Origin of the sequence: Shewanella metallivivens (assembly GCF_028750675.1) — a bacterium.
Classification (GTDB): Bacteria; Pseudomonadota; Gammaproteobacteria; order Enterobacterales; family Shewanellaceae; genus Shewanella; species Shewanella metallivivens.
In genome coordinates this window covers 236,102-259,959 of record NZ_JAQQPZ010000015.1, presented here as the reverse complement: position 1 = coordinate 259,959, position 23,858 = coordinate 236,102, and the positions used below count along the sequence as shown (strand labels likewise).

The 23,858-nt window shown below is 41.8% G+C and carries 19 protein-coding genes; 12 read left to right on the top strand and 7 right to left on the bottom strand.

The genetic code is table 11. The features are described from left to right. The first annotated feature begins 18 nt into the window (after positions 1 to 18). The gene (locus PQR79_RS19260) at positions 19 to 189 is read left to right on the top strand and encodes a hypothetical protein (protein WP_238106245.1); all 171 of its coding nucleotides are present in this window, start codon (positions 19 to 21) and stop codon (positions 187 to 189) included. Between the two features lie 3 nt (positions 190 to 192). On the opposite strand, the gene PQR79_RS19255 is transcribed toward PQR79_RS19260, so the two are convergent. Next, the gene (locus PQR79_RS19255; RefSeq protein WP_238106244.1) at positions 193 to 675 is read right to left on the bottom strand and encodes a GNAT family N-acetyltransferase; all 483 of its coding nucleotides are present in this window, start codon (positions 673 to 675) and stop codon (positions 193 to 195) included. 438 nt (positions 676 to 1,113) lie between these two features. Here PQR79_RS19255 and PQR79_RS19250 point away from each other — a divergent pair, with 438 nt between their 5' ends. Then, complete coding sequence (locus PQR79_RS19250) at positions 1,114 to 1,551, top strand: DUF3429 domain-containing protein (protein ID WP_238106243.1); 438 nt, start codon at positions 1,114 to 1,116, stop codon at positions 1,549 to 1,551. Between the two features lie 61 nt (positions 1,552 to 1,612). Here the strand turns inward: PQR79_RS19250 and PQR79_RS19245 are convergent, their stop codons facing one another. Beyond that, entirely contained in the window at positions 1,613 to 4,660 is a 3,048-nt protein-coding gene (locus PQR79_RS19245; RefSeq protein ID WP_238106242.1) for a transglycosylase domain-containing protein, read from the bottom strand. A gap of 246 nt (positions 4,661 to 4,906) precedes the next feature. Here PQR79_RS19245 and PQR79_RS19240 point away from each other — a divergent pair, with 246 nt between their 5' ends. From PQR79_RS19240 to PQR79_RS19225, 4 genes are all read left to right on the top strand, one after another. Further along, positions 4,907 to 5,785, top strand: coding sequence for a DUF72 domain-containing protein (locus tag PQR79_RS19240; protein WP_497007968.1), 879 nt, complete (start codon positions 4,907 to 4,909; stop codon positions 5,783 to 5,785). 278 nt (positions 5,786 to 6,063) lie between these two features. Beyond that, on the top strand, positions 6,064 to 6,945 hold the full coding sequence (gene rluF, locus PQR79_RS19235) for a 23S rRNA pseudouridine(2604) synthase RluF (protein WP_238106240.1): 882 nt from the start codon (positions 6,064 to 6,066) through the stop codon (positions 6,943 to 6,945). Between the two features lie 380 nt (positions 6,946 to 7,325). Next, the gene (locus PQR79_RS19230) at positions 7,326 to 7,958 is read left to right on the top strand and encodes a helix-turn-helix transcriptional regulator (protein ID WP_238106239.1); all 633 of its coding nucleotides are present in this window, start codon (positions 7,326 to 7,328) and stop codon (positions 7,956 to 7,958) included. 152 nt (positions 7,959 to 8,110) lie between these two features. Further along, positions 8,111 to 9,913, top strand: a complete 1,803-nt coding sequence (locus tag PQR79_RS19225; RefSeq protein WP_238106238.1) for a hypothetical protein — start codon at positions 8,111 to 8,113, stop codon at positions 9,911 to 9,913. Between the two features lie 127 nt (positions 9,914 to 10,040). Here the strand turns inward: PQR79_RS19225 and PQR79_RS19220 are convergent, their stop codons facing one another. From PQR79_RS19220 to PQR79_RS19205, 3 genes are all read right to left on the bottom strand, one after another. Continuing rightward, positions 10,041 to 10,646, bottom strand: coding sequence for a hypothetical protein (locus PQR79_RS19220; RefSeq protein ID WP_238106237.1), 606 nt, complete (start codon positions 10,644 to 10,646; stop codon positions 10,041 to 10,043). 396 nt (positions 10,647 to 11,042) lie between these two features. After that, the gene (locus PQR79_RS19210; protein ID WP_238106236.1) at positions 11,043 to 11,549 is read right to left on the bottom strand and encodes a hypothetical protein; all 507 of its coding nucleotides are present in this window, start codon (positions 11,547 to 11,549) and stop codon (positions 11,043 to 11,045) included. Between the two features lie 84 nt (positions 11,550 to 11,633). Then, complete coding sequence (locus PQR79_RS19205; RefSeq protein WP_238106235.1) at positions 11,634 to 12,314, bottom strand: hypothetical protein; 681 nt, start codon at positions 12,312 to 12,314, stop codon at positions 11,634 to 11,636. A gap of 278 nt (positions 12,315 to 12,592) precedes the next feature. On the opposite strand from PQR79_RS19205, the gene PQR79_RS19200 reads away from it, so the two are divergent. From PQR79_RS19200 to PQR79_RS19190, 3 genes are all read left to right on the top strand, one after another. Then, the gene (locus PQR79_RS19200) at positions 12,593 to 13,297 is read left to right on the top strand and encodes a DUF4892 domain-containing protein (protein WP_238106234.1); all 705 of its coding nucleotides are present in this window, start codon (positions 12,593 to 12,595) and stop codon (positions 13,295 to 13,297) included. A 3-nt stretch (positions 13,298 to 13,300) separates the two neighbouring features. Then, entirely contained in the window at positions 13,301 to 14,038 is a 738-nt protein-coding gene (locus PQR79_RS19195) for an OmpA family protein (protein WP_238106233.1), read from the top strand. An 849-nt stretch (positions 14,039 to 14,887) separates the two neighbouring features. Beyond that, entirely contained in the window at positions 14,888 to 18,301 is a 3,414-nt protein-coding gene (locus tag PQR79_RS19190; RefSeq protein ID WP_238106232.1) for an EAL domain-containing protein, read from the top strand. A gap of 56 nt (positions 18,302 to 18,357) precedes the next feature. Here the strand turns inward: PQR79_RS19190 and pyrC are convergent, their stop codons facing one another. Next, positions 18,358 to 19,395, bottom strand: coding sequence for a dihydroorotase (pyrC, locus tag PQR79_RS19185; protein ID WP_238106231.1), 1,038 nt, complete (start codon positions 19,393 to 19,395; stop codon positions 18,358 to 18,360). A 281-nt stretch (positions 19,396 to 19,676) separates the two neighbouring features. Here pyrC and PQR79_RS19180 point away from each other — a divergent pair, with 281 nt between their 5' ends. Genes PQR79_RS19180 through PQR79_RS19170 form a run of 3 tightly spaced genes read left to right on the top strand, consistent with a single transcriptional unit; the run spans position 19,677 to position 22,220 of the window. After that, complete coding sequence (locus PQR79_RS19180) at positions 19,677 to 19,979, top strand: DUF134 domain-containing protein (protein ID WP_438270835.1); 303 nt, start codon at positions 19,677 to 19,679, stop codon at positions 19,977 to 19,979. Between the two features lie 45 nt (positions 19,980 to 20,024). After that, a complete protein-coding gene (locus tag PQR79_RS19175; protein ID WP_238106229.1) occupies positions 20,025 to 20,456 on the top strand; it encodes a transcriptional repressor in 432 nt (143 codons plus the stop codon). 54 nt (positions 20,457 to 20,510) lie between these two features. Continuing rightward, positions 20,511 to 22,220, top strand: a complete 1,710-nt coding sequence (locus PQR79_RS19170; RefSeq protein ID WP_238106228.1) for an FAD-dependent oxidoreductase — start codon at positions 20,511 to 20,513, stop codon at positions 22,218 to 22,220. Between the two features lie 105 nt (positions 22,221 to 22,325). Here the strand turns inward: PQR79_RS19170 and lysS are convergent, their stop codons facing one another. Then, on the bottom strand, positions 22,326 to 23,828 hold the full coding sequence (gene lysS, locus PQR79_RS19165; protein WP_238106227.1) for a lysine--tRNA ligase: 1,503 nt from the start codon (positions 23,826 to 23,828) through the stop codon (positions 22,326 to 22,328). Between the last annotated feature and the right edge of the window lie 30 nt (positions 23,829 to 23,858).

Sequence of the window (23,858 nt, the reverse complement as noted above, 5' to 3'; positions counted from 1 at the left end):
ACACTACGAGGCATCATCATGAGTTTTTCAATTAGCGGTATTTTTAAACCAGCCAAACACACTGAACCTGTTAGTCATGTTGCGCCCAAAGCCGAGCAAGCTAATCCAGTACCCAAAACAGACACATCACCCAAAAAAGAGGGTAATGGCGGCAGTTGTTGCGGCGGATGCGGTGGTGCCGGTCATTAACGTTTAGCGCTCTCGCTTAAATATTAATAAGTTATCTTTAGTAAACAGCGATGGGTATTGCGGCGTAACATTAACAAACCCATTGGCCTGAGCAACCTTTAACGAGCCTTGGTTTTGCGCATCAATATAAGCATAAACCGGGCTTTTAATATAATGTTGTAAAAACATTTTCAAGGCATTGGTGGCAATCCCCTGTCCCCAATATTCACGGCCTATCCAATAACCAATGAGTCGCACTTCAGGCTCATCGACGGTAGCTAACTCAAGGTTCACCCACGACACCAAGTGGCCAACTAATAGATTATTATGCCAAATACCTATTGCCATACTGTGTTGATTGGAAAAAATATTTTGTTGCCAATGCTGATAAAACGCCTCGCGTTCACGGGCCGGAACATCAGCCATCTTGTTGGCTATAGGATCGTTTTGAAAATCAAATAATAGGCTTAAATCTTGTTCGCTAACGTCTTTAAGATAAATATTCATTGCGCTTTACTCACCTATAGGTTGTATCACTAAAATCAATTATATTGGGTTAGGTTTATACCATTGCGCATTAATAAGTGACCACTGTGAATGCGTCCAGCGGTTTTTGATTAAGGCGTCGCTATGTAGTCATGGTTGTTCCCTTTCAAATAGCGAGAACGTAAAGCAAAAGCGGCTGGGGCATTCCTTTTAGGCGAGTTTTAAAAGGGCTTATACTGCGTTGCATGACTTCGAAAGAGAATCACTATTCATTCAGTCATTCGCCTTGTTTAAGCCCTTTTAAATTCTCGCTGAGATATCACTTGCTAACGCGCAATGGTATGACTTACACATAAACCTGATATCTAGACATAATACTCTTTAACCTGTTTGCCATTAGCAATACCATTATCCTGATAAAAGGGTTTATCTATCCTTTTATGCAGTAAAGGAGGCACCATGAAACACATCAATACTTGGCAATGGCTTGGTTTTGCAGGCCTAATTCCGTTTGCTGTACTCAGCCTATTGGCGTTTAACCATAGCTTGTTATCACCTGAGCATACCTTACTTGGCTTTATTAGTTACAGTGCGATTATTTTAAGTTTTATGGCAGGGGCATTATGGGGGAAAGCAGTTGTTATAGATCTCGATGACAATATCGCTAAATTACTGATTATGAGTAACGTGATTGCCTTAGGTTGTTGGGTTGCACTGTTAACACCGTTTGAATTGTCAGCATTAATTTTACTGCTCAGCGGTTATGTATACTTGCTCTACGTTGAATTTAGGTCAAAACAAATAGCAACAACCGCACGCTATATGACGCTTCGTACTGTACTGACTAGCGTTGTGGCAATATGCCATGTTGTCGTGATGCTAAGCTTGTATCAATAGTGTTTAGCACTGTCACCAGCCCAATAATTTATGGGCTGGTGATTCAATCATTTTAGGTCAATTACAACCCAGCTTGGCACTGCTCGGTTTGGTTAATCATCGGCGACAAGATTGGCATCATACCTTTAAGCACTTGTAATGGCAGTGCAGAGGTAAAACTGAAGTCATCTGCTTTTTCTCCCGGCACAAACGCCGTTAATGTGCCAAAGTGGTGGTCGCCTAAATAAAATACAAAGGTTGCGGTGCGGTTTATTGCCGTCGATGAAATCTTACGACCATCGCGAATTTCAGTGGCAATACGGTTATCACCAGTACCAGTTTTCCCGCCCATTACAATTGCTTGGCCTTGATTATCGAGCAAGCTGCCATTGAGGCGTCTAGCGGTACCATTTTGCACCACATTCGCAAGCGCACGTTTGAGCGCTCGGGCCACTTCTTGATGCATCACTCGAGTCACCATTTGCTTATTGTTGGCAAGGGTCACCTCATAGGGTGTGTCTTTAGCAAATTGCAGCTCATCAATGCGTACCGTCGGGAAACGATAACCGTCATTTTGAATAATGCCCATCAACTCAGCCAGTGCCGCGGGCCTGTCGCCTGAACTGCCTAACGCAGAGCCTAACGACGGTACCATATATTCAAACGGGTAACCCATACGAACCCAACGCTGGTGAATACTCAAAAACGCCTCAACCTCTAACATCACTTGAATACGCACATCGCGGGCATTTTGATAACGAGTTCTAAATAACCAACGATACACCTCTTGTAACTGCGGTTGTGCATCATCTAACACCTGATTCAGTCCGGTTTCAGGGTAATCATTTAAATAACGCAATACCCATAACTCAAGAGGGTGCACCCGAGCAATATACCCCTGATCGGCTAGGTTAAACTTGTCTTCACCGTACTTGTTATACAGTGCGTTAATCTCTTTATCGCTAAAGTGTTTGTTTGGCAAACGCGCATTTAAAAACGCTTTAAGTTCACGCGCGCCGTCGTAAGGTTTTAAATATCGATAGGCCGCCGATAACTTTTGTTCTTGTTGGGCGATACCGTCAAATAACACGTCTAAGCGTTGTTCTGGCGCCAATTGACGGTACTTACGATAAAACCGTTTTACAAACGAGCTCCCTTCACGCTTAGCAAAGGCTTTTAAATATTCTTCACGGCGCGGGTCTTTATCATTACGCAATAATTGCGACACACTGCCTTCACTATTGTAACTGCTGCTGTAACTTACAATGTCTTGCATTAAACGCACAAACGGTAAATTTATCGACTCTTGCAGCGCTTGATATAAAGTGGGTACGCGGCTGTTTTCTTTCTTATTAAAGTTATTAAATACATGCAAGCCGCCGCCAGTGAAGAAACGCTCATCTGGCGAGGCTGAATATTCACGTTGCAAGGCTGCATCGAGCATTCGGGTTAAATTTCGGTCTCGTGTGGTAATCAAATAATCCACCACCCAGCGGGTAATATGGTCTTTACGTTCTACATCAACCTGACGTAAATCGGCCACTGTCATGGCAGAGAAGCGCTGTTGCAGCTCGGCAATAATGTCTAAATAGGTAGCCAATACACGCAGTTTTGCGGTTGAACCAAGCTCTAGCTTACTGCCTTCATTGATATCAAAAGGTTGGTCGATACTGTCGGTTTGAATACGCACTCTGTTGGCGCTGTCTGTGCTTTCGTAAAGGGTAAAGCTATACAAGACTTTATCGAGTTGTTGCGCCGACAATAAACGCTCACCTAATAAGCCAATGCGTTCTGCTGAGTTAACGTGTGCCAAACTGCGTAAGTAATCACTCACTTTTTGCTGTAAATCACCGTGAAAAGTGCTGTTAATGGCTAAATCATAACGGTCTAAATCATATAAATTAAGGTCCAACATGCCTGCGGTGCGGATGCGCACAGCATTCACACCTTTATTATTGGTTTGGTTAGTGACGGCTAACTTAGTGGTGTTAAAGGTTAATGAACTCTCCAGTGCAGACACCATTAACTTGGTTTCAATTAAACCATCACGGCCCAATAAGCGTAAATAACTGTCGACCAATGACTCTAAATCATCATGGCCTTGCAGTAGGTAATATGACGGACGACGTTGCGCAATCATCAGTGCGACGATTTCTCTAAACACTTTACCGCGCTGCGCACCATTTTGTGGTGTATGACGGCTAAGCAGTAGCTGGTTTGCCTGGGCAAAATCAGTTTTAAACCACGCCCACAGTCCATCACCTATGCCATGCACTTCACCAAAACCGGGGGCAGATGATAATGGCACCGTGTTGAGGTAATCTTGCACAATACGTTGGCGCGCATTAATGGTGCTTTCACCCTGTTGATAGACTCGTACAATGGCCGAACCAATTTGCAGTAATTTATCTTTAATGCTTAACGTTAAGCCATGATTAGAATGCCTAAACTTTTCAATTTGGGTGGCTAATGTGCTGCCGCCTGCCTTTGACATGTCTACGCCAACAAGTTCAGCAACTTGGCTGGATGCAGCCAATACAAAACGAGGCCAATCGACCACGGGGTTATAATTAGTTTCAGGGCTAAGCATTTCGCGGTTTTCGATAAACAACAAGGTACTAATGACCTGTTGCGGAATGGTATCTTGATCTTGATAAACACGTTTAGGGTATGAAAAGTCGAACACCGTCATGGCGCGGCAATCCCTAATAAGCAGGCCAGATTGGGCTTTTTCATGATACGGAGGAAAGAAGCCTTTTTCAGTGTACTCCATCAACATCGGCGAAAATGCCACTTGCTGAGTAATTTGGTAATTACGCTCGATTAAGCGCTCAATTTTTTTCGGCAGTTGACTATAACCATGTCGGTCATCAAATGGGCCATACTTAGGATAAATAACAGCGTCACTCGGATAGTCACGTAACTGATAGGTCAACTGAGTAGCATATTTGTGTAAAAAGTGCGATTGGTAATAAGATGTCCTAACCTCGAACTCTATCAAGTAAGCTGTAGCTAAAATAAACACAAACAGTAACCAGCCAACTTTACTTTTACGGACTTTAATCGGCTTTGCCGCAGACGCTTTAGGACGATAATTATCAAACTGACGTTCAGTATGCTGACTCGACACAAACACTCCAACTAACCCATAAAAACCAAGATAATGCACAATGTGTTTTTTGGCTGATATGATAGCCAATGTCGCTAATTTTATCAGATGGATAAAGCCATTAGATATAGACAAAATAACTAAATATTGTTTTTTAGCTCGTTTAAGTTATTTTGGCCATAACCACAACATTTTCATATAAAACGACGTTTCATCTTGAGGACCGTTTTGGATACACACCCACCGACATCACTTTTGCTAACCGATATGCCGCCGATAAGATTAGGGCTTGCAATGTGGTCGCACAACCATTGGCAACACACGGTCTATGGTCATCACACCTCAAGCCAACGGCTTGCCCGTTACGCTGAAATATTCAATACCGTTGAAGGCAACACCACGTTTTATGCGACGCCATCGTTACAGCAAGCGCAAATTTGGCGCAATGCCGTTAATGACAATTTTCGTTTTACTTTTAAACTGCCCAAATACATTACTCACGAGTTAATGCTGCAAGACGCCAATATTGCAGTGCAGCAATTTTTTTCGGCAATGGCACCATTAATCGATGTTACTGGTATATGGAAAATTCAATTACCCGCCAGTTTTAGCCCACAACACTTGCCTATTTTAGCCCAGTTTTTAACGCAAGTGCCCCAAGGCTTAAACTACGGTGTAGAAGTACGTCACCAAGCGTTTTTTGCTAAAGGTGATGCCGAACGCGACCTTAACCGTTTGCTTATCGACTACCAATGTAATCGCATTATTATGGACACTCGTCCAGTATTTGCTGCGCCGCCCACAACCGAAGCCGTCATTGACGCCCATCAAAAAAAGCCCAAAGTGCCAGTGCATGCCATCGCCACGGCTCAACATCCGGTAGTACGTTTTATTGGCCATCCACAGGCTGAAGCAAATGTGCATTTTTTTCAAAACTGGCTTAAACAACTGCCATTATGGATAGCTCAGGGCAAACAACCCTACCTGTTTATACATACTCCAGACAATCAAGATGCCCCCCAATTAGCCGTCGATTTATATCGGTTGTTACAGCAACAACTCATGCACACAACGGCCCCACTTAACGACATTAACTTGCTAGCACAACATCAAGATGCGACAGCGCAAATGGGGTTTGATTTGTAGCCATTAACACAATAGCTTCAATAGACAGCATAAAGAATAATATATCCAATAACTTGGACATACGTGCTTGAGAGTTTCACTGTGTTTTCAATACTAGACGCATTATTGATTTTAAAAAAAGGAACAACCATTACCCACAATCATTGCCTTACCTACACCTGTAAATGTTTGCAGAAATCAAGCATCCTCAGGTGGTTTGGGTATAAAACAGTTTATGCTATTATTTGCGCCGATTAAGCCTGCCATTGCAGCGCGTTTATGTTGATAAAGGAACCGCTATGAGTGAATCTGCAACCCGTTTAAATAAATACATCAGCGAGAGCGGGATCTGTTCGCGCAGAGAAGCCGATCGCTTCATTGAACAAGGCAATGTATTTATTAACGGCAAACGCGCCAAAATTGGTGACACTGTTGAGTTTGGTGACAAAGTGAAAGTGAATGGTCAGGACATTGAACCGCGTGACGAAGCAGATTTAGTGTTTATTGCCTTAAACAAGCCTGTCGGTATTGTGAGTACAACAGAAAGCACCGAGCGCGACAATATTGTCGACTTTGTAAACCATAGCGAACGGATTTTCCCGATTGGTCGCCTAGATAAAGACTCGCAAGGGTTGATATTTTTAACCAACAATGGCGATTTAGTGAATAAAATTTTGCGTGCTGGCAATAATCACGACAAAGAATATGTGGTTACCGTTAACAAACCTATCACCGATGATTTTATTAAGGGCATGGCCGCTGGCGTGCCTATATTGGGCGTTGTCACTAAAAAATGCCGAGTTGAGCAAGTATCGCCTTATGCATTTAAAATTGTGTTGGTCCAAGGCCTTAACCGTCAAATTCGCCGCATGTGTGAATATTTCAACTTTGAAGTCACCAAGCTTGAACGCCAATCAATAATGAATGTGTCGCTTAAAGGGTTACCCATTGGTGAATGGCGCGATTTAGACGAGCAAGAGCTCAGCACCTTAATGAAATTAATTGAGCATTCATCTTCTGAAGTGAAAAAAGCGCCTAAAAAGCCCAAGAAAAAGCCCTTAAAAAGTTTGCGTGACAAAATAGAAGGCCCAGAACACTTTATGCAAGGCAGAGGCAGCAAGCCTAAAAAGCCAACATCCAATAAAGGCAAGCCAAACCATTCACGCAAACCTAAGCGTTAACAACTCAATAACCTAGAGGACCTATTGTAAAGAATAGGTCTTGCACAAAAAACACCTTCTTTACCGTATGCAACAAGATAATAATGTTGTACTATGTTGCCTTGCTCATTTTATTAGCAAAAAGTAATACCAAATGTAGATTACAAACATATACTTACAGCACGTTCTGTAACGTGAATGTAATTTATATTTTGGCTTTTTTCATCTATCTTAGTCGCTCATAAACTACACGCATTTGAATGTGCACAATGTTGCAAATATGTATTAATTGCTAATGGTACTCCATTGGGAGACTTGAAGAATACCAGTTCAACTTGGTTAATGACACAGTTCAAACAGTACCGCAAAGGGATGTGGTATTTTGACACAAGGAAAGTAACATGTTCAGTAAGCATCTTCTTACACTCGACTTCCCTCAGCATCTGCAAGAGCAATTCCAGCACTTTGCAAGCCTTATCGAATGTAATCTTATTACGTGCAGTGCTAGTAGAGCATCAGAGGAGCTATCGGCTATTGACGCCACTGAAAATAAGGCTACGATACTTATTCATTACCTTGAAAACCCCCTACAAAAAATAAGTTATCTATCCAGAGATATACTCAAAAACAACTTACATATTGCTTATTGCCCATCACTAAATATAGAGCTTGAAGTGATATTAATTGCATCTGGCTTTCATGGTGCGATGAGTGTCGATGAAAGTGTCGTTGAGCAAATTCAAAGTATAAAAAAAGTTGAAGGCGGCGAGATCAGCTTTAGCGACAAAGCAGTATCTAAGTATATTTTACAAAAAAAACGCGTCCCCTCTTCCGCTAATCGCGCTAAAATCCTCGCGGTCACCACAAAAAAAGAGCAACAAATTTTATCCCTATTACTGCATGGCCTCACTAACGAAGAAGTCGCTAAAGAGCTAAACATTTCGGTTAATACGGTCAAAATGCACGTACAAAATATTTATAAAAAAACCAAGATTAAAAATCGTGGCCAGCTATTTGCGTTCACTGCGGGTTAATCATTATCTTTTCTTTAATCAAACCACATCGCTGCTGTATCCACAGTTAAACTCGACTCACATTAAGAGCTGAGTATGACTGATGGCTTTCGATGTATCTCCTCATTACGCAGCTAAAACAGCGTAATACCCACTAATGTAAGGACACATTAATGCATCATAAAAGTTTATTAGCCATCTTAATCTCTGGCACACTTCTCGTCGGTTGTAGCTCTGATGATGATAAAAGTACCGAGGTAACCCAACCAGATTCGGGTACACCAACAACCCCAGTATCTGAATATAACCATCAGATTGCTGGGTTAGCGGTATATCAAGGGGCATTATCTAGCGCCACTGTGTGTGCTGATTTAAATAAAAACGTAATTTGTGATAGCGATGAACCATTCGCAACGACTGACGTTGACGGTAACTATCAATTAGAGTGGACGAGCGAAGTTGAAACCCCAGACTATTATTTAGTGGCTAACTGGCAAGCAGCAACAGCAACGCAAGCCATCCAGGCCCGCTCTTTGGCACTTAAGGTTAAAAACCCGGCTAACCGAGCAGCACCAAAAGCAATTGTTGATGATGCTGGACAAGGGACATTAATCGCAAGCCCTCTATATAATGGCGCGATTAACAACCTGACGCACATCAAGCAGTCTCGCGTAATAGAAATGATGAATCAAAATCTGTCTGACAGTGACATTAGTCAACTATCAACCGAGTTAGACGCGCTATTAGCTATTTTGTATCAATTAGATGCCGACACTTTATACTCAGTTTCCGCTGAAACGTCAGCCACCGCTAATTTTATGCGCATAGACTATGCCATTGCTTATTTACAACAAGTCATCGCGACTCAAATTCCAAACATCATTGCAGCAGAAAAAATCCTTGCCGCGACTTATGCTGAGCTTTGGCAAATATTAAGTGATAGTGGTCTGTCTATCGAAGCGTTCTTTTCAGATGACGCATTCACTTTAGTGGCTAATATACTCTTTAGTGACTCAGCCATCGCATTAGGGTTTACAGAATTACCTATCGATTCGCGTATTTTGTCACAAGATGATTGGGACCTTGTGCTAGGTAATATCATTCATGAAAGCGGCTTTGCTAACACCTTATCACTGACTTTATCTTCTGATCTAAGTGCATTTTCTATGCAAAATGCCGACAACACAAAAGTATTAACCTGGATCTCCGCTCTGGCCGGTCAAGCCCTAGCATTTGAAGCCCCATTAGATGAAGACAATGACGAGCTTACCGAATGTTGGCACACAACAGACAAGCGCTGGTATACAGAAGACAATGGCCCAGTAACGGAGCCAAGCATTACAGGTAATACCTACAACACGGTTTATGCCGGCACGAATGTCCCTATTACTATCGACATCAATAAAATCACTCACGCCAACACCAGCGACTTTTGGCAGTCAGTGTTAAATACATCTCCAGAAATGCTAAAATTAGACACATTAATCTGGCCAGATACGCTATACAGTTTAACGGTAACTCAAGCCGAAGATGTAATGTGCCGAGTAGTTGAGGATTATGAAACATACGCGCTATCAAGCTTTGTCACTGAAGAAACGCTTTCGACAACAATGGTAGCCGAAGCTTTATTTGGTTTTTACTTCCCGCTCGACATCATTATCGATGAAGAAGCGCAAACCATTGCTTTGCTTGATAGCGATGGCAACATTGAACAACGTTATCAAATGACAAAAAGCACCAGTCCAAGTGATCAGTTATTGATTAAAGTCGCTGAAATCGTTGAAGGCACCGCACAGGAATATGTCTATCCAGACTACTTCTTATTTGTTGACCAACAGCTTATGAAAGTCGAACTCAATGAAAAAATGCAAACGTCTGCTTCTAACAATGTGTCAGTCACCTTTGATAACAACACAGGGTTTACTCAAACGTTATACCAACACTTATATGATCAGGTTAATCCACTGGTATTTTAACCCTATTGTGTCACTTAATTTAAGGCGTTTTCACCGATAACAATAAACCCCATAAGCAAAAGCGAATGGGGTTTATTTTTGATGCTGCATTACAATTTCGCGTTAATAAAAATCGCTCACATAGACTTTACTGTTCTTCCGCTTGCATACGCTCAACATCTTGCTTGGTGTATCCCATCGCTTCGGTGACATAGCACATCTTCACCAGTTGGAACATTTGCACCAAACTACCCACCTGCCCGGCATGCATTTGTAAGTTTAATACTGCCATGGTAGCTGCCATTTCATCACCCGGCGCGACCGTGTTAGCTAACTCAGATAAAGATTGATTCTTAGTTGCGACCTCATTAATAAGCTGATTATATTCAGTCACATTTTCAGGTGTATAACAAGTAGAGGTTTCAGGTAATTGCGCTAAAAACTGCTCATACTCTTTAACAAACAGCTTAGCTTGCACCAACGTCTGCTCGCCTAGAGCTTGTAACTCTGTCACCTTACCGCTTTGAAATACTGCCGCAGCATTACCCGACGCCACGAGCTGGTTAAACTCATCCATCAATACTAATTGTTTTTCTGATATGACTTTTGCATCTTGGGCAATCGGTTTAGTTTTAGCCTCAAATGCATCAATAGCCCCCTGCTCACTCGCCAATGCTGCAAAGCTCATTGTCGTAATGGCGGTAGTCATGGCCACCAGCAAGCTGGCTTTTTTTAAAAATGATGAATGTTGCACTTGTTATCCTTAACAATTAACAGTGATATGATTACGTTTTGTAGACTTGTTCTACAAAACACCCTATGAATAAACTCTTCGTACCTAGGGCCTGTTGACCTTTCAAGGTTGTTTTTGCAGCGAATTGTTGGCCATTTGTACAAGGCAGAGACTTTGAGGTGTAGTTATTCTACATAAAAAGTCGATAACGCAGTAAAAATGACCAACAAACGCTGCCCACAGGGTTCGGCTAAAAACGTTTTACTCTTTGTTGAACAGATTTTGCTTAGGTGACTAGGCTACAATCCATTCGCCTCGATTAAAACGTTTTTAACTCGAACAAAATTTAACCAGCAAAGTTCAACAGGCCCTAGGCTTTTTAGCTGCTGCTAATAAGTAAACAGGAAAGGTAGGCTCCTACAATAACGTAACAACCTTCCACTGGTTTTCTAAATAGGCCAGCTTGCAAGTCCCATAGCCTTGAATCGCTTCGTTAGTCTTTGGTGATATCGTGTCGAAACGGTATGGAACCCACAACTCTAAGTCATGCCCACGCTGCTTAGCGTTGTCACTAACTAAACTGCTGCTAGAATTTTTAGCATCTTCGAACGCTAACGCCTCATTTTCATCTATTTGATAATTATCGATACCTAAATATGATGTTTTAAAATATTTATCATGTAGCTCAGATAAATATACTTTTACTTGCTCATCCGTTGCTGGTATTGCAGCAAACACCTTTCTGAATAAGTTTACATCTTGATGTCTAACAACATCGACTGACGCTTTACATAGTGCATTCGGCACTGTTCGATCAATTTTTTTAGCCGCTGCCAACCACTGAGCTAAATCTTCATCATCTGGAGAACCCATTGAAGGCGTCGATATAAATAGTAATAAAATAATAGCGATCAATTTGTACATGAAACATCCTTTTAATTTACATTTTTGCTTTACTAACGCTTAAAAACTCACAATCAATCATGTATATAATCAATTGAATATACACTACAAAAAATAGTGTTTCACTAGCATGCCTGTAACAACGATATTGACTAAAGCAGGGAATATTACGGCTATAATATTAGGCAAAAAAGCCCATGACCAATTGCCGTGCAGCGTTGTTAATGGGTAGTCGAAAAAACACAGCATGTAAACAATGTGTTTAAGCGGGAAATACATCGCATTAAGAGTAATGACTTCACCGCTTTTTAGCTTAATATCACACGCGGTAATATGATTGCGCACATGTAAACGATGCATTTGTGATTTATATTTTACTGTGATGCGCTCAATGTCATCGCGTGGTAACTCCAACTGCCCCACAGGCTTATTAATTATTGCATTCGCAGGAATAGCAATACGCTGCTGGCTAACATAGCAACCAAATGTCCCGGTAATACCGTAACGTCGCCTAACCAGCCAATACCGCCCTATTAAGTAGACAGGTAATAACCCCACATTGATTAACACCAATGTACGAGCAAGCTCTGTATTTGGAAAGTTAAGAGGTAACACAGCTAAACCGACCATCAAAATAAGCAATAATAGCGAAACACCTAGCGGTAATGGGTACCATAAATTGACGACATATAAACTTACATCACTCTGCGCATTAAAATTACGCATCCCTTTTATGTGCAGGTTATAAAACCAAGATTTATCATCTAACGCTATTTTTTTGGCCATAATGATTATTCGTGAACAATATCCTTATTAATTTACGCAAATGTTATCACCATCAAGAAAATGCTCATCAATAAATTCGTTACCTTTTGCTTATAAAATATTATCTAGCCCCAAAAACAGCCCTTATGATGTCATTTAAAAACCCAAAAACATCAAAAATAATAAGTCGATAGTCATTCTATGAGTATTTGTTTTACACCCAGATGATGTTTGAATATCTTATGGGCACTTAATGTTATTTATCAAGTTAATTGGATACCTTACAACAGGGAGTTGAAATGTTAAAACCCGCACTTATGTCATTAGCCGTCATTATGGCGATGATGCCAGCAATGAACGCTTTGTCTGCGACGTCACAAGAATTATTTTCTGAACCTAAAGAGGTAAAAGACACAAAAAGTGAACTTAGACACTTCACGCCGGTGCAATTGATCACTGCAATTGACGATCAAAATATTCAATCAAAAGAAGTGAAAGGTAAACTGACTAGAACCAACTATGAACTACCGCCGTCTTACACGCCGGCTCATTTAATCAATAACTATAAAAACCAGCTAAAAGCGCTAAATGCCGAGATTATTTTTGAATGTGAGCAAGCCACTTGTGGTCATGAACGTAAACTATCGTCATTTATATCGCCTTTGACAAATATTTCCAGTAGCTTGCCATCATTGATAACAGCGCATATTACTCTGCCTCAAAAACAAGTTTATGTGTCGATCTATGCGATTGGCTGGCAGAATGCGACCAATTTAGAACTCGATATTATTGAAGTTATCGATGAACCATTAGATTTGGTCACCACTAATCAAGGTTATTTATCACAGGCTGTGAGTGAAATAACGGTGAAAGACAATAGCGATAAAGATGCTAAAAACTCGGCTGACCACCCAATGCTAAGCAGAGTCCCAGGAGCTTACATACAGGAATATATCACTCATGGCTTTAATCAAACCATAGTGCTTGCTGGAGATAACGATTAAACGTTGGAACTGGAGGGGAAGGTTACTGATATTTCGTATTTATTACCGCGCACTTATTCTGAATTTGAGATTGATGCAAACTACCTACACGCATTAACCAAACTAGGTTTTACAGAAGTTTATAACTGTATAGGGAAAGCGTGCGGTGACGAAGATAAATTAAAAACCAAGATCGCATTACATTCAGCAATAGGCAGCGAAGAAAGCCAATTTTATCGACTCTATAAGTTAGACAGAGCTGAAGGTGTAGGTGACGTTTACGCTATGGTTTACGTCATTGGATTTTCTGGGCGATTGTCTGCAGAAATTAGGATCATTGAAGAAACCACATTAAACAATAACCGTGTGGGAATTGATTTGCAGGGCTTAACCGATGAGATAACCAAAACGGGTCATGTAGCCCTAGACGGTTTGTTATTTAAATATGATAGCGATGAATTACTGCCAGAAGCTTATCCGATTGTAGAAGTAGTGGCTCAATACCTTCAAACGCACCCGAAGCAGCTTTTTTATGTGGTAGGCCATTCAGACGATCAAGGTTCGCAAGCTTATAACCAAACCTTGTCAGAAAAACGCGCAACGGCTATTAAAAACCGATTGATTAAACAGTTCTCTATTGCTGCACAACAGGTAGAAGCTAAAGGGGTTGGCGAGTACTCACCTATTGCCAACAACCTTGATAAAGCGGGCCAACAGCAAAACCGCCGAGTTGAACTGGTCATCCGCTCTGACAATAAATAAGCCTGTATTGCATAACACTGGTAAAATAACCTGCCAAAGCATTCATGCTTATAATGTAAAAGAGAAAGGTAGCCTAAGCTACCTTTCTGCTTTTATGCTTGGCTTTTTGCTTACGAGAAACTGATCATAAACCTAATTCTGGGTTACCTTACGCACGACTGAAGCAAAAGTTAAGAGAACAACGGCACTTGGCTGAGTCATGCAACATCATGGTGTTCATCATTTATGGTCAACTTTATACCCATTCCACTCATTATCTGGTCATTCAGCGGGAATTATGTGCCTTCTAGGCAAGTAATAGGATTGTTGATGTCATCTCTTTGGTTTTTTACCCACATTCAACGTAAAACACAGTGGCTTGAGCGCACCCAATAACCTGAGTCATCAGCATGGTTTTGAAACAAATCACGGTCATTTATCGCTACCAGCTGTTGGCCACGCTTAAGGCGACACTGCTATCAAGGCTAACACTCTCACCATTGAGGCTTTTACAATGAGCGGCTCAGGCGCAGTTAAACTCATGGTTTCCACTTGAGCCGGCAAACTCGCTATTGCATTGTATTTTATGACTCATTTTTTCATCAAAATAGATAAGCATGCGCCCAATCACATTTACTTAAGCTTATTTAGCAATCGATTAAGTTGCATGATAGCGTGAACCTCAATTTAACAATTGAGATCTTAATTTGCCGCTATGGCGATGATTTAGGTAAAAAATCAATATACGACTAAACTCATTAAAAGGAATTCAGTGCGTCATTTGTAAATTGAACAATGGTATTTTTAAGCCGAGTCAATGCGCACAACTAATAGTAAAGGATGACAGGCCCTTTTATCTGCGGGGAACCAATGGATAGTTTTTTTAGTTTAATGAATAATGCAATACTCTTGCTCGCGCTAGTCGTGATTTACGATGCAATTGGCTTGCAAAAAATAGCGCCGTCTAAATACAAATCACTACTAAGTGGTTTTTTTATTGGCATTATAGCCATCAGTGTAATGAGTAATCCTTGGGAGCTTCGCCCAGGGGTATTTTTCGACGCCCGCTGGATATTACTTAGCATCAGTGGGTTGTTCTTTGGATTCGTCCCCACGCTTATTGCAACCCTATTTGCAGCCAGTTTTAGGGTCTACCTTGGCGGCGATGGCGTCTATGTTGGGACGTTCATCATTGTCGTCAGCGCCATTACGGGATTATGTTGGCGTTACAGGTTAACAAAATCAAATACAAAGCTGACCTGGAAAAACATTTTAGCGTTAAGCGTGACAGTAGAGGTGTTTGTTATCAGCTGTCTGCTGTTCATGCCGATATCAGATAGATATACCATTATTTCAACAATTAGCCCTACCTTGTTAACCGTATTCACTACATTGTCATTTTTGCTTGGGCTGCTGCTTAAACATCGGATTGACGGTCAAAAGTTGGCCAGAGAGTTATTGCACCATAAACAGTTACTCGAAACCGAAAAAAACCTTTTACAGAATATCATTGACGGTATACCTGATTTAATTTTTTACAAATCCATTGACGGAACGTACCTTGGTTGCAATAAAGCGTTTGCAAAAAGGTTGCAGTTACCCATTGAAAAAATTAAACACCGTAACGACTACGATTTATTTGATAAACCTCAGGCCGATATTTTTATTCACGATGATAAACGGGTTTTGCAAAGTAACTCTTCAATTACTTATGATGAACAAGTCACCTCAAGTAAAAGTGTCGACACTATTTACCGAACTCAAAAAACGCCTTTTACTAACATTAAAGGGGAGATTTTAGGTGTTGTCGGTGTAAGCCGTGATTTAGCGGAAAAAATACATTTCGAAAAACAATTACGACGCAGTGAAAACACTTATCACAATATTATCAGTACCGCTCAAGACGGATTTTTAATTGCTTCACTAGAGGGCAAAATAGTCGAGGTAAACCAGAGTTTTGCAGACATGACGGGCTACAGCATATCTGAGCTCAATAGCATGTTTGTCAATGAAATAGAAACCAGTACCAAGCACCAGTTCTCGGCCAACAATCTTGATATTGCTAAAAGCCAAAAACGATTTAATTACACCTCATTACACAAACACAAACAAGGCCACCTTTATCATGTTGAAGTCACTGTCAGTTATTGGGACGGTGATAACGGCATGTTTTTCTGCTTTGTGAAAGATATTACAGAACGGATCGAGGCAGAAAAAAAGCTACTGCTTAGTGAATCTAAATTTAGGCATATTTTTGAACGTATTCCGGCTATTTCGGTACAAGGCTACGACAAAAATCGCTCAGTGATTTTTTGGAATAAAGCCAGCGAAAAACTGTATGGTTACACTCGGGAGCAAGCGCTGGGAAATAAGTTGGAGGATTTAATCATTCCCGAGCCTTATAGACAGGATGTTATCGATAACGTCACATTATGGATAAATGAGGGCATCCCAATTCCAGCAGAAGAGTTAATGCTTCAACGCGCCGATGGCACGATGGTCCCTGTTTATTCCTCACACACATTAATTAACAATACTGACAACGAAACCGAAATGTATTGTATTGATATTGACTTAAGCGCACAGAAAAAAGCCGAAGAACAAGCGCTAACCCTGTCGCAAGCCATTGAGCAAAGCCCTATCTCGATGATTTTAACTGATACAGACAGTAAAATTGAATACGTTAACAGTGCCTTTGAAAAGATCTCTGGTTACAGCGCAGCCGAAGTCTTAGGTCAGTCTACAAGTATGCTTAAATCGGGGTTAACGCCAAAATCTCTGTATAGCGAACTATGGGAAAACATTACCTGCGGAAAGGCGTGGCAAGGCGAACTGCAGAATAAAAAGAAAAATGGCGACATATTTTGGGAACATGCCCACATTGTTCCAATTTTTGATAACGCTGGAGTAACCAAACATTATTTAGCGTTAAAACAAGATGTCACTCAGTACAAACAACAAGAAGAAAAAATCCTCCACCAAGCACATTACGACAGCTTAACGGGCTTACCCAACCGCTTGCTCTCTCTTGAGCGTTTAGCGCAAATGATTAAAGATGCTAAACGCTGTAACAATAAATTGGCAGTACTATTTTTAGACTTAGATGATTTTAAAAAAGTGAATGATACCTTGGGGCACTCTGTGGGCGACGAGTTGTTAATCCAGGCAGCTGCACGCCTACAAAATACCATCCGAAGCGATGATGTCGTCGGGCGCCTTGGCGGTGATGAATTTATTATTTTATTGAGCGATATTCACCAACAAGCAGACATTGAACTCGCGGCGAATAAATTATTACAGCAATTTTATTTGCCTTTTAAACTCGATAATCGCGAACTGGTATCCACTATCAGTATTGGGATTGCGCTATACCCTAACGACAGTGTTGATGCAAAAGAGTTGCTAAGGCAAGCCGATTCAGCCATGTACCACTCTAAAGAGCAAGGCCGAAACACTTATACATTTTTCACTCATAAAATGAACAATGACATACACCGTCGCTTACAAGTAGAAGAGCAACTACGCAATGCACTAAAAAATAATGAATTAGAAGTGTATTTCCAACCTTTTGTAGATATTCGCAATCGTAACATTATTGGTGCAGAAGCTTTATTGCGCTGGAGAAATCCTAAACTCGGTAACGTAACGCCTGACGAATTTATTCCAATAGCAGAGCAAACTGGGTTAATCCTCTCAATCGGACAATTTGTATTAGAAAGCGCTTTTAGTGCTGCATGTCATTGGCAGATTTACTATAACCGCCAGTTTAAAATAGCGATAAATGTGTCACCAAAACAATTTAGAGAAAACAAATTTGTCGATATGCTTACAGCGCTATTTTCTCAATACGATATCCAACCTTGCAGTGTAGAGCTAGAAATCACTGAAGGGGTATTACTCAACGGCGACCAGATTATCAATAGTAACTTAACCGCTATTAATGATATTGGTGTCAGTATTTCCATGGACGACTTTGGTACTGGCTACTCATCCTTAAGTTATTTGCGCAGTTACCCTTTTGACACTCTAAAAGTGGATAAAAGCTTTATCAGTGACATTACCGTCGACCCTGGTGATTTAGAATTGGTGGGTGCCGCCATTGCCATGGGACATGGATTAAACTTAAAGGTGGTTGCTGAAGGGATTGAAACAGAAGAACAATACCAATTACTCAATGCATTAAAATGCGATTACGGCCAGGGTTACTTGTTTAGCAAACCTTTGCCTATCGCTGAATTTGAAGCGTTGTTAGACGCACAACACGAACATTCCAACATAACATAACGACTAACCCACAATGGGTTAGCCGTTGCAATAATACAAGCAAATGCAGGTCGCAATTAAGCGCTTTTCACTTTCCAGCTAATGGTTTCGCCAGCAAAAAATGGCACAATAGGATTACCATTTGGCAAAATAATTTGCTCAGGCACAGTCCATTCTTGTTTCACTAACGTCACTGTACCGCTATTGCGCGGTAAACCATAAAAGTCAGCACCATGGAAACTGGCAAAGCCTTCAAGCTTATCTAACACGCCAAGGTTATCAAACACCTGGGCGTATAACTCTAACGCACTCCAAGCGCTATAACAGCCTGCACAACCACATGCTGACTCTTTACGGTGCTTTTCGTGTGGTGCTGAATCGGTACCTAAAAAAAACTTGCTAGAACCCGTTGCTACCGCGGCTTGCAGCGCCTGCTGGTGAATGTTTCGCTTTAATACTGGCAAACAAAAGTTGTGCGGGCGCACCCCACCCACTAACAAATCATTACGATTTAACAGTAAATGCTGCGGTGTGATGGTGGCCGCAACATTGGCTGAAGCCCCTGCCACAAACTCTGCAGCTTCTTTGGTGGTAATGTGTTCGAACACCACTTTAAGCTGAGGTATGGCAGCTACAATACGTGATAAATAGCGATCAATAAACAGTTTTTCGCGATCAAAAATATCGATGTGCGACTCGGTCACTTCACCATGCACTAACAGCAACATGCCTTGCTGTGCCATCACCTCAAATATTGGAAATAACGCATCTAATGCTTTTACTGCGGCATCTGAGTTTGTGGTTGCGCCTGCAGGGTATAACTTAGCCGCAACCACACCTGCCGCTTTTGCGTCGATAATATCTTGGGCGCTAGTATTGTTGGTTAAAAACAAAGTCATTAATGGTTCAAAGTCACTGCCTTGAGGGCGCGCAGCTAATATGCGCTCGCGATACGCCACAATCATTTCGGCATTGGTTACTGGCGGCACTAAATTGGGCATGACTATTGCGCGTTTAAATAATCTTGCTGTAGCAGGTACGGTTTCACGCAGCATGTCGCCATCACGAAAATGAAGGTGCCAATCGTCTGGCGTCGTTAGGGTTAGTTGCGTCATGAGGGTTCCTTAGGCTACGACATTTAATGCGGCTATTGTGCCTTAAATCGACATTTTTTAATAGGTTATCCACCGTGTGATTCACCGAATAGTGAATCTGAAATCGCTAACAACCCCCGCCATACAGCGATATCTCTTACGATGACACACCAGCTATTTACATCGCATTGTGACTAGGGACGTGTCATAAATAGGGAGTGACTTCAAAGTTCTACTTACCGTGTTAACGAAAATAAATGATAACGCTTGAAAGTCAGCTTTAAACTCAGTATAAGTAGCATATGCTAAAAATGAGGTGTCAAATGGCAAGACCCAAAATACCACGAACCATATGCGGACAACCCGCTAACATTTGTTTTAAACCTAATGGTATTCCAATGACGCAGTTGGAACAGGTACCTCTGGCAGAGGATGAAATAGAAGCACTACGCTTAGTCGATTTACTTGGTATGCAACAACAAGAAGCCGCTAAGTCAATGGGTGTATCTCGTCAAACACTGGCCAATTTAGTCAAAGCAGCAAGGCTTAAGGTGGTTGATAGCTTAATTAATGGCAAAGCATTGATGACAAAAAGCATCGGCTAAATCAGCAGCACAGTGAGCACGTAATCGTGTGAATAGGTAGGGCTAATGCAAGTAGTATTAAAAAACTCTGGCCTCAAAGTAACCAGTCAAAGATGTAAACTGCTCGAATTTATCAACCAGGTTGATGAGCAACATTTAACGGTAGAGAGTATCTATCAAGGCATTAATGCACAAGGTGAAAATATTGGACTCACCAGCGTGTACCGTATGATGTCTGATTTTGAGCAAGCAGGTCTTGTGACTCGTCGTTTGCTTGAATCTGAGAAAACGATTTACGAGCTCAGTAATAAGCCACGCCATGATCATTTAATTTGCCTTACCTGTGGCAAGGTCATTGATTTTGTCGATCCACTGATTGCACTGCGTTTAAGTTTAGCTGCCGAACATCATGGCATGAGCATTCATCACCACAGTCTCAATATGTATGGCCAGTGCTTTGAGTGCCAAAAAGCACATCAAAACGAATCGATTACCTAAAACCTATTGCACATCCACAAATCGGTTTTATGACTTAATTTATTGGAGAAAAGCATGACGAAAATAGTGATTATTGGCGGTGTTGCCGGTGGCGCATCTGCAGCCGCAAGGGCAAGACGAGTGTCTGAAACTGCTGAAATTATTATGTTAGAAAGAGGCGAATTTGTGTCGTTTGCCAATTGTGGTCTGCCTTACCATATTAGTGGCGAGATAGAATCAAGAGATGCACTATTACTGCAAACACCCGAAAGCTTTAAATCGCGATTCAATGTTGATGTTAGGGTATTAAACGAAGTAATCACCATTGATCGCCAAGCGAAACAACTCACCGTACGCAATCTTGTCACCAATGAAACCTATCTTGAGTCCTATGATAAATTACTGTTAAGCCCCGGTGCTTCACCGATTAAACCGCCACTGCCAGGGATTGATAGCCACTTTGTCCATAGCCTGCGTAATATTCCCGATATGGACAAAATCCTATCCACCTTAATGCTGCATAAGCCCAAGCATGCCACGGTTGTGGGTGGCGGATTTATTGGTTTAGAAATGGTCGAAGCACTACGCCATGTCGGTTTAGAAGTCAGTTTATTGGAGCTTGCCGACCAGGTTATGGGCCCCGTTGACCTTGAAATGGCTAATATGCTCCATCAAAAACTGGTCGATAATGATGTTGATTTACGTTTAAAAACCGGGCTAGCAGCCATAACAGAATGCCCTATTCAATTGACTGAATCAGACAACACGGATGACTACGATAAACCTGCATCGCCGCATTTTCATTTGCAATTAGCCCTAAGCGACAACACAACACTTGCGACCGACTTAGTGATTTTAGCCATTGGTGTGAAACCTGAAACTAGCCTAGCATCGGCATGCGGCCTTGAGTTAGGTAAGATCGGTGGTATTAGGGTTGATGATGAAATGCGCACCTCAGACGCTGACATTTATGCGGTTGGTGATGCTATAGAAACCGCTGACTTTGTCACTGGAAACCCAACGTTAATCCCACTTGCAGGGCCAGCTAATCGACAAGGGCGCCTAGCGGCCGATAACATATTAGGTGCAAATATAAAATATCGTGCCACTCAGGGCACGGCCATTTGTAAGCTATTTGATATGGCCATTGCATCGACTGGTCTCAACGAAAAAAGCTTACATAAACAAGCAATTCCATTTGAAAAAATTTATGTGCACACCGCCAGCCACGCCAGTTATTACCCTGGAGCTCACCCTATTACGTTAAAACTGTTATTTAGCCCAGATAATGGCACCATCTTAGGCGCTCAAGCGGCGGGACTTGATGGCGTAGATAAACGAATTGACGTGCTAGCCGTGGCGCAACGTGCTGGTATGACAGTATATGACTTAGCCGACCTTGAGCTGACCTATGCACCGCCATTTGGTTCGGCGCGCGATGTGGTTAACCAAGCGGGTATGGTGGCTGCAAACGTATTGTTAGGTGATGAGCAGATTTGTCACACTCAAGATTTCGTTAACTTAAGTGCAAATCAAATCATCGTCGATATTCGCAATCCTGGTGAATTAACCACTGCCGGGGCTATTGATGGCGCGATTAATATGCCACTGCCACAACTGCGTGACCGACTTAATGAGCTTCCAAAAGACAAAGAGTTATTGGTATTTTGTCAGGTTGGTTTACGTGGACATGTTGCTTATCGCATGCTCACTCAACACGGCTTTAAGGTGCGTAACCTCACAGGCGGTTACAAAACCTTCCAAATGGTTAACGCCCGTTTTTAATTTAGGCGTTAGACCGACTCACTAAAACAAAAGCAGCAACAAAAAACCAGCCCGCAGGCTGGTTTTTTATTATTCCTCAATATTGGCCCAAGCCAACAGGGGCGATTACGCTTGTGGGCGCATCGCTGGGAATAAAATCACGTCACGGATGGTATGAGTGTTAGTAAATAACATCACTAGACGGTCGATACCAATACCTTGACCCGCTGTTGGCGGTAAACCGTGCTCAAGTGCAGTGATGTAGTCTGCATCGTAGAACATGGCTTCGTCATCGCCCGCATCTTTTGCATCTACCTGTGCTTTAAAGCGGTTATCTTGATCTTCTGCATCGTTAAGCTCGCTAAAGCCGTTAGCCACTTCACGGCCACCAATAAAGAACTCAAAACGATCGGTAATGAAATCGTTGTCATCATTACGACGTGCAAGTGGCGAAATGTCTGCTGGGTAACCGGTAATGAACGTAGGTTGCATTAACTTAGGCTCAGCGGTTTCACCAAAGATTTCTTCTAGTAGCTGACCACAAGTCCAGAATTTTTCAAGCTTAATACCTAGGCTCGATGCTAAATCACGCATAAACTCAACGTCTTTCACTTGCTCGTAGGTCATTGCTTGAATGGTAGCGTTATCTGGATTGTACTTTTGAATCGCTTCTAACATGCTTAAACGCGCATAAGGGCCGCCAAAGTCAACGGTGTGCTCGCCGTATGGCATTTGCGCACTGCCTAATAATTCAATGGCGATTGAACTGAGCATTTCTTCAGTGAGATCCATTAAATCTTTGTAATCTGCGTACGCCATATAGAATTCCATCATAGTGAATTCTGGGTTATGACGTGGTGACAAGCCTTCGTTACGGAAGTTACGGTTAATTTCGAACACACGCTCAAAACCACCTACCACTAAACGCTTAAGGTATAATTCTGGCGCGATACGTAGGTACATTGCCATGTCTAATGCGTTGTGATGCGTCACAAACGGACGTGCCGAAGCTCCACCAGGGATCACGTGCATCATTGGGGTTTCAACTTCCATGAACTCTTTTTTGATCATGAAGTTACGGATCGCTGCAACCACTTTTGAGCGCATAACAAATGCGTTGCGCGAGTCTTCGTTAACAATCAAATCGACATAACGTTGACGGTAACGGGTTTCCTGGTCTGTTAAACCGTGGAATTTTTCTGGTAATGGACGCAGCGCTTTAGTCAGCAATTGGTACTCTTCCATGTTGACGTACAAGTCGCCTTTGCCTGATAAGTGCAGCTGGCCTTTAACACCAATAATGTCACCAATATCTAAACCTTGATAACGCTCTTTTAAGTCGCCTTGTACTGGCTTGCCAGCATAAGCTTGAATACGACCAGACACGTCTTGAATCACTAAAAATGGACCACGTTTAGCCATAATACGACCGGCAATACTGGTTTGAAAACCTAGCGCTTCTAGAGCTTCTTTTGTTTGGTCACCATATTGTGCCTGAAGCTCAGCCGCTTTATGGCTACGTTGCCATGTATTAGGATGAGCATTTGCAGGGCAGCTTGTACGGATGTGTTCTAGTTTAGCGCGGCGCTCTGCAATCAGTTTGTTTTCATCTTGTACGTGTTCGGTCATGTTATATTCTCGCGTTCACTCGCCACACTT

Bases quoted from the DNA above. Each gene is read 5' to 3' on its own strand.
- PQR79_RS19255 (WP_238106244.1), bottom strand. From the start codon at position 675: ATGAATATTTATCTTAAAGACGTTAGCGAACAAGATTTAAGCCTATTA.
- PQR79_RS19180 (WP_438270835.1), top strand. From the start codon at position 19,677: ATGCTAAAAATGAGGTGTCAAATGGCAAGACCCAAAATACCACGAACC.
- rluF (WP_238106240.1), top strand. From the start codon at position 6,064: ATGAGTGAATCTGCAACCCGTTTAAATAAATACATCAGCGAGAGCGGG.
- PQR79_RS19190 (WP_238106232.1), top strand. From the start codon at position 14,888: ATGGATAGTTTTTTTAGTTTAATGAATAATGCAATACTCTTGCTCGCG.
- pyrC (WP_238106231.1), bottom strand. From the start codon at position 19,395: ATGACGCAACTAACCCTAACGACGCCAGACGATTGGCACCTTCATTTT.
- PQR79_RS19240 (WP_497007968.1), top strand. From the start codon at position 4,907: ATGCCGCCGATAAGATTAGGGCTTGCAATGTGGTCGCACAACCATTGG.
- PQR79_RS19175 (WP_238106229.1), top strand. From the start codon at position 20,025: ATGCAAGTAGTATTAAAAAACTCTGGCCTCAAAGTAACCAGTCAAAGA.
- PQR79_RS19210 (WP_238106236.1), bottom strand. From the start codon at position 11,549: ATGTACAAATTGATCGCTATTATTTTATTACTATTTATATCGACGCCT.
- PQR79_RS19170 (WP_238106228.1), top strand. From the start codon at position 20,511: ATGACGAAAATAGTGATTATTGGCGGTGTTGCCGGTGGCGCATCTGCA.
- PQR79_RS19205 (WP_238106235.1), bottom strand. From the start codon at position 12,314: ATGGCCAAAAAAATAGCGTTAGATGATAAATCTTGGTTTTATAACCTG.
- lysS (WP_238106227.1), bottom strand. From the start codon at position 23,828: ATGACCGAACACGTACAAGATGAAAACAAACTGATTGCAGAGCGCCGC.
- PQR79_RS19200 (WP_238106234.1), top strand. From the start codon at position 12,593: ATGTTAAAACCCGCACTTATGTCATTAGCCGTCATTATGGCGATGATG.
- PQR79_RS19250 (WP_238106243.1), top strand. From the start codon at position 1,114: ATGAAACACATCAATACTTGGCAATGGCTTGGTTTTGCAGGCCTAATT.
- PQR79_RS19230 (WP_238106239.1), top strand. From the start codon at position 7,326: ATGTTCAGTAAGCATCTTCTTACACTCGACTTCCCTCAGCATCTGCAA.
- PQR79_RS19260 (WP_238106245.1), top strand. From the start codon at position 19: ATGAGTTTTTCAATTAGCGGTATTTTTAAACCAGCCAAACACACTGAA.
- PQR79_RS19225 (WP_238106238.1), top strand. From the start codon at position 8,111: ATGCATCATAAAAGTTTATTAGCCATCTTAATCTCTGGCACACTTCTC.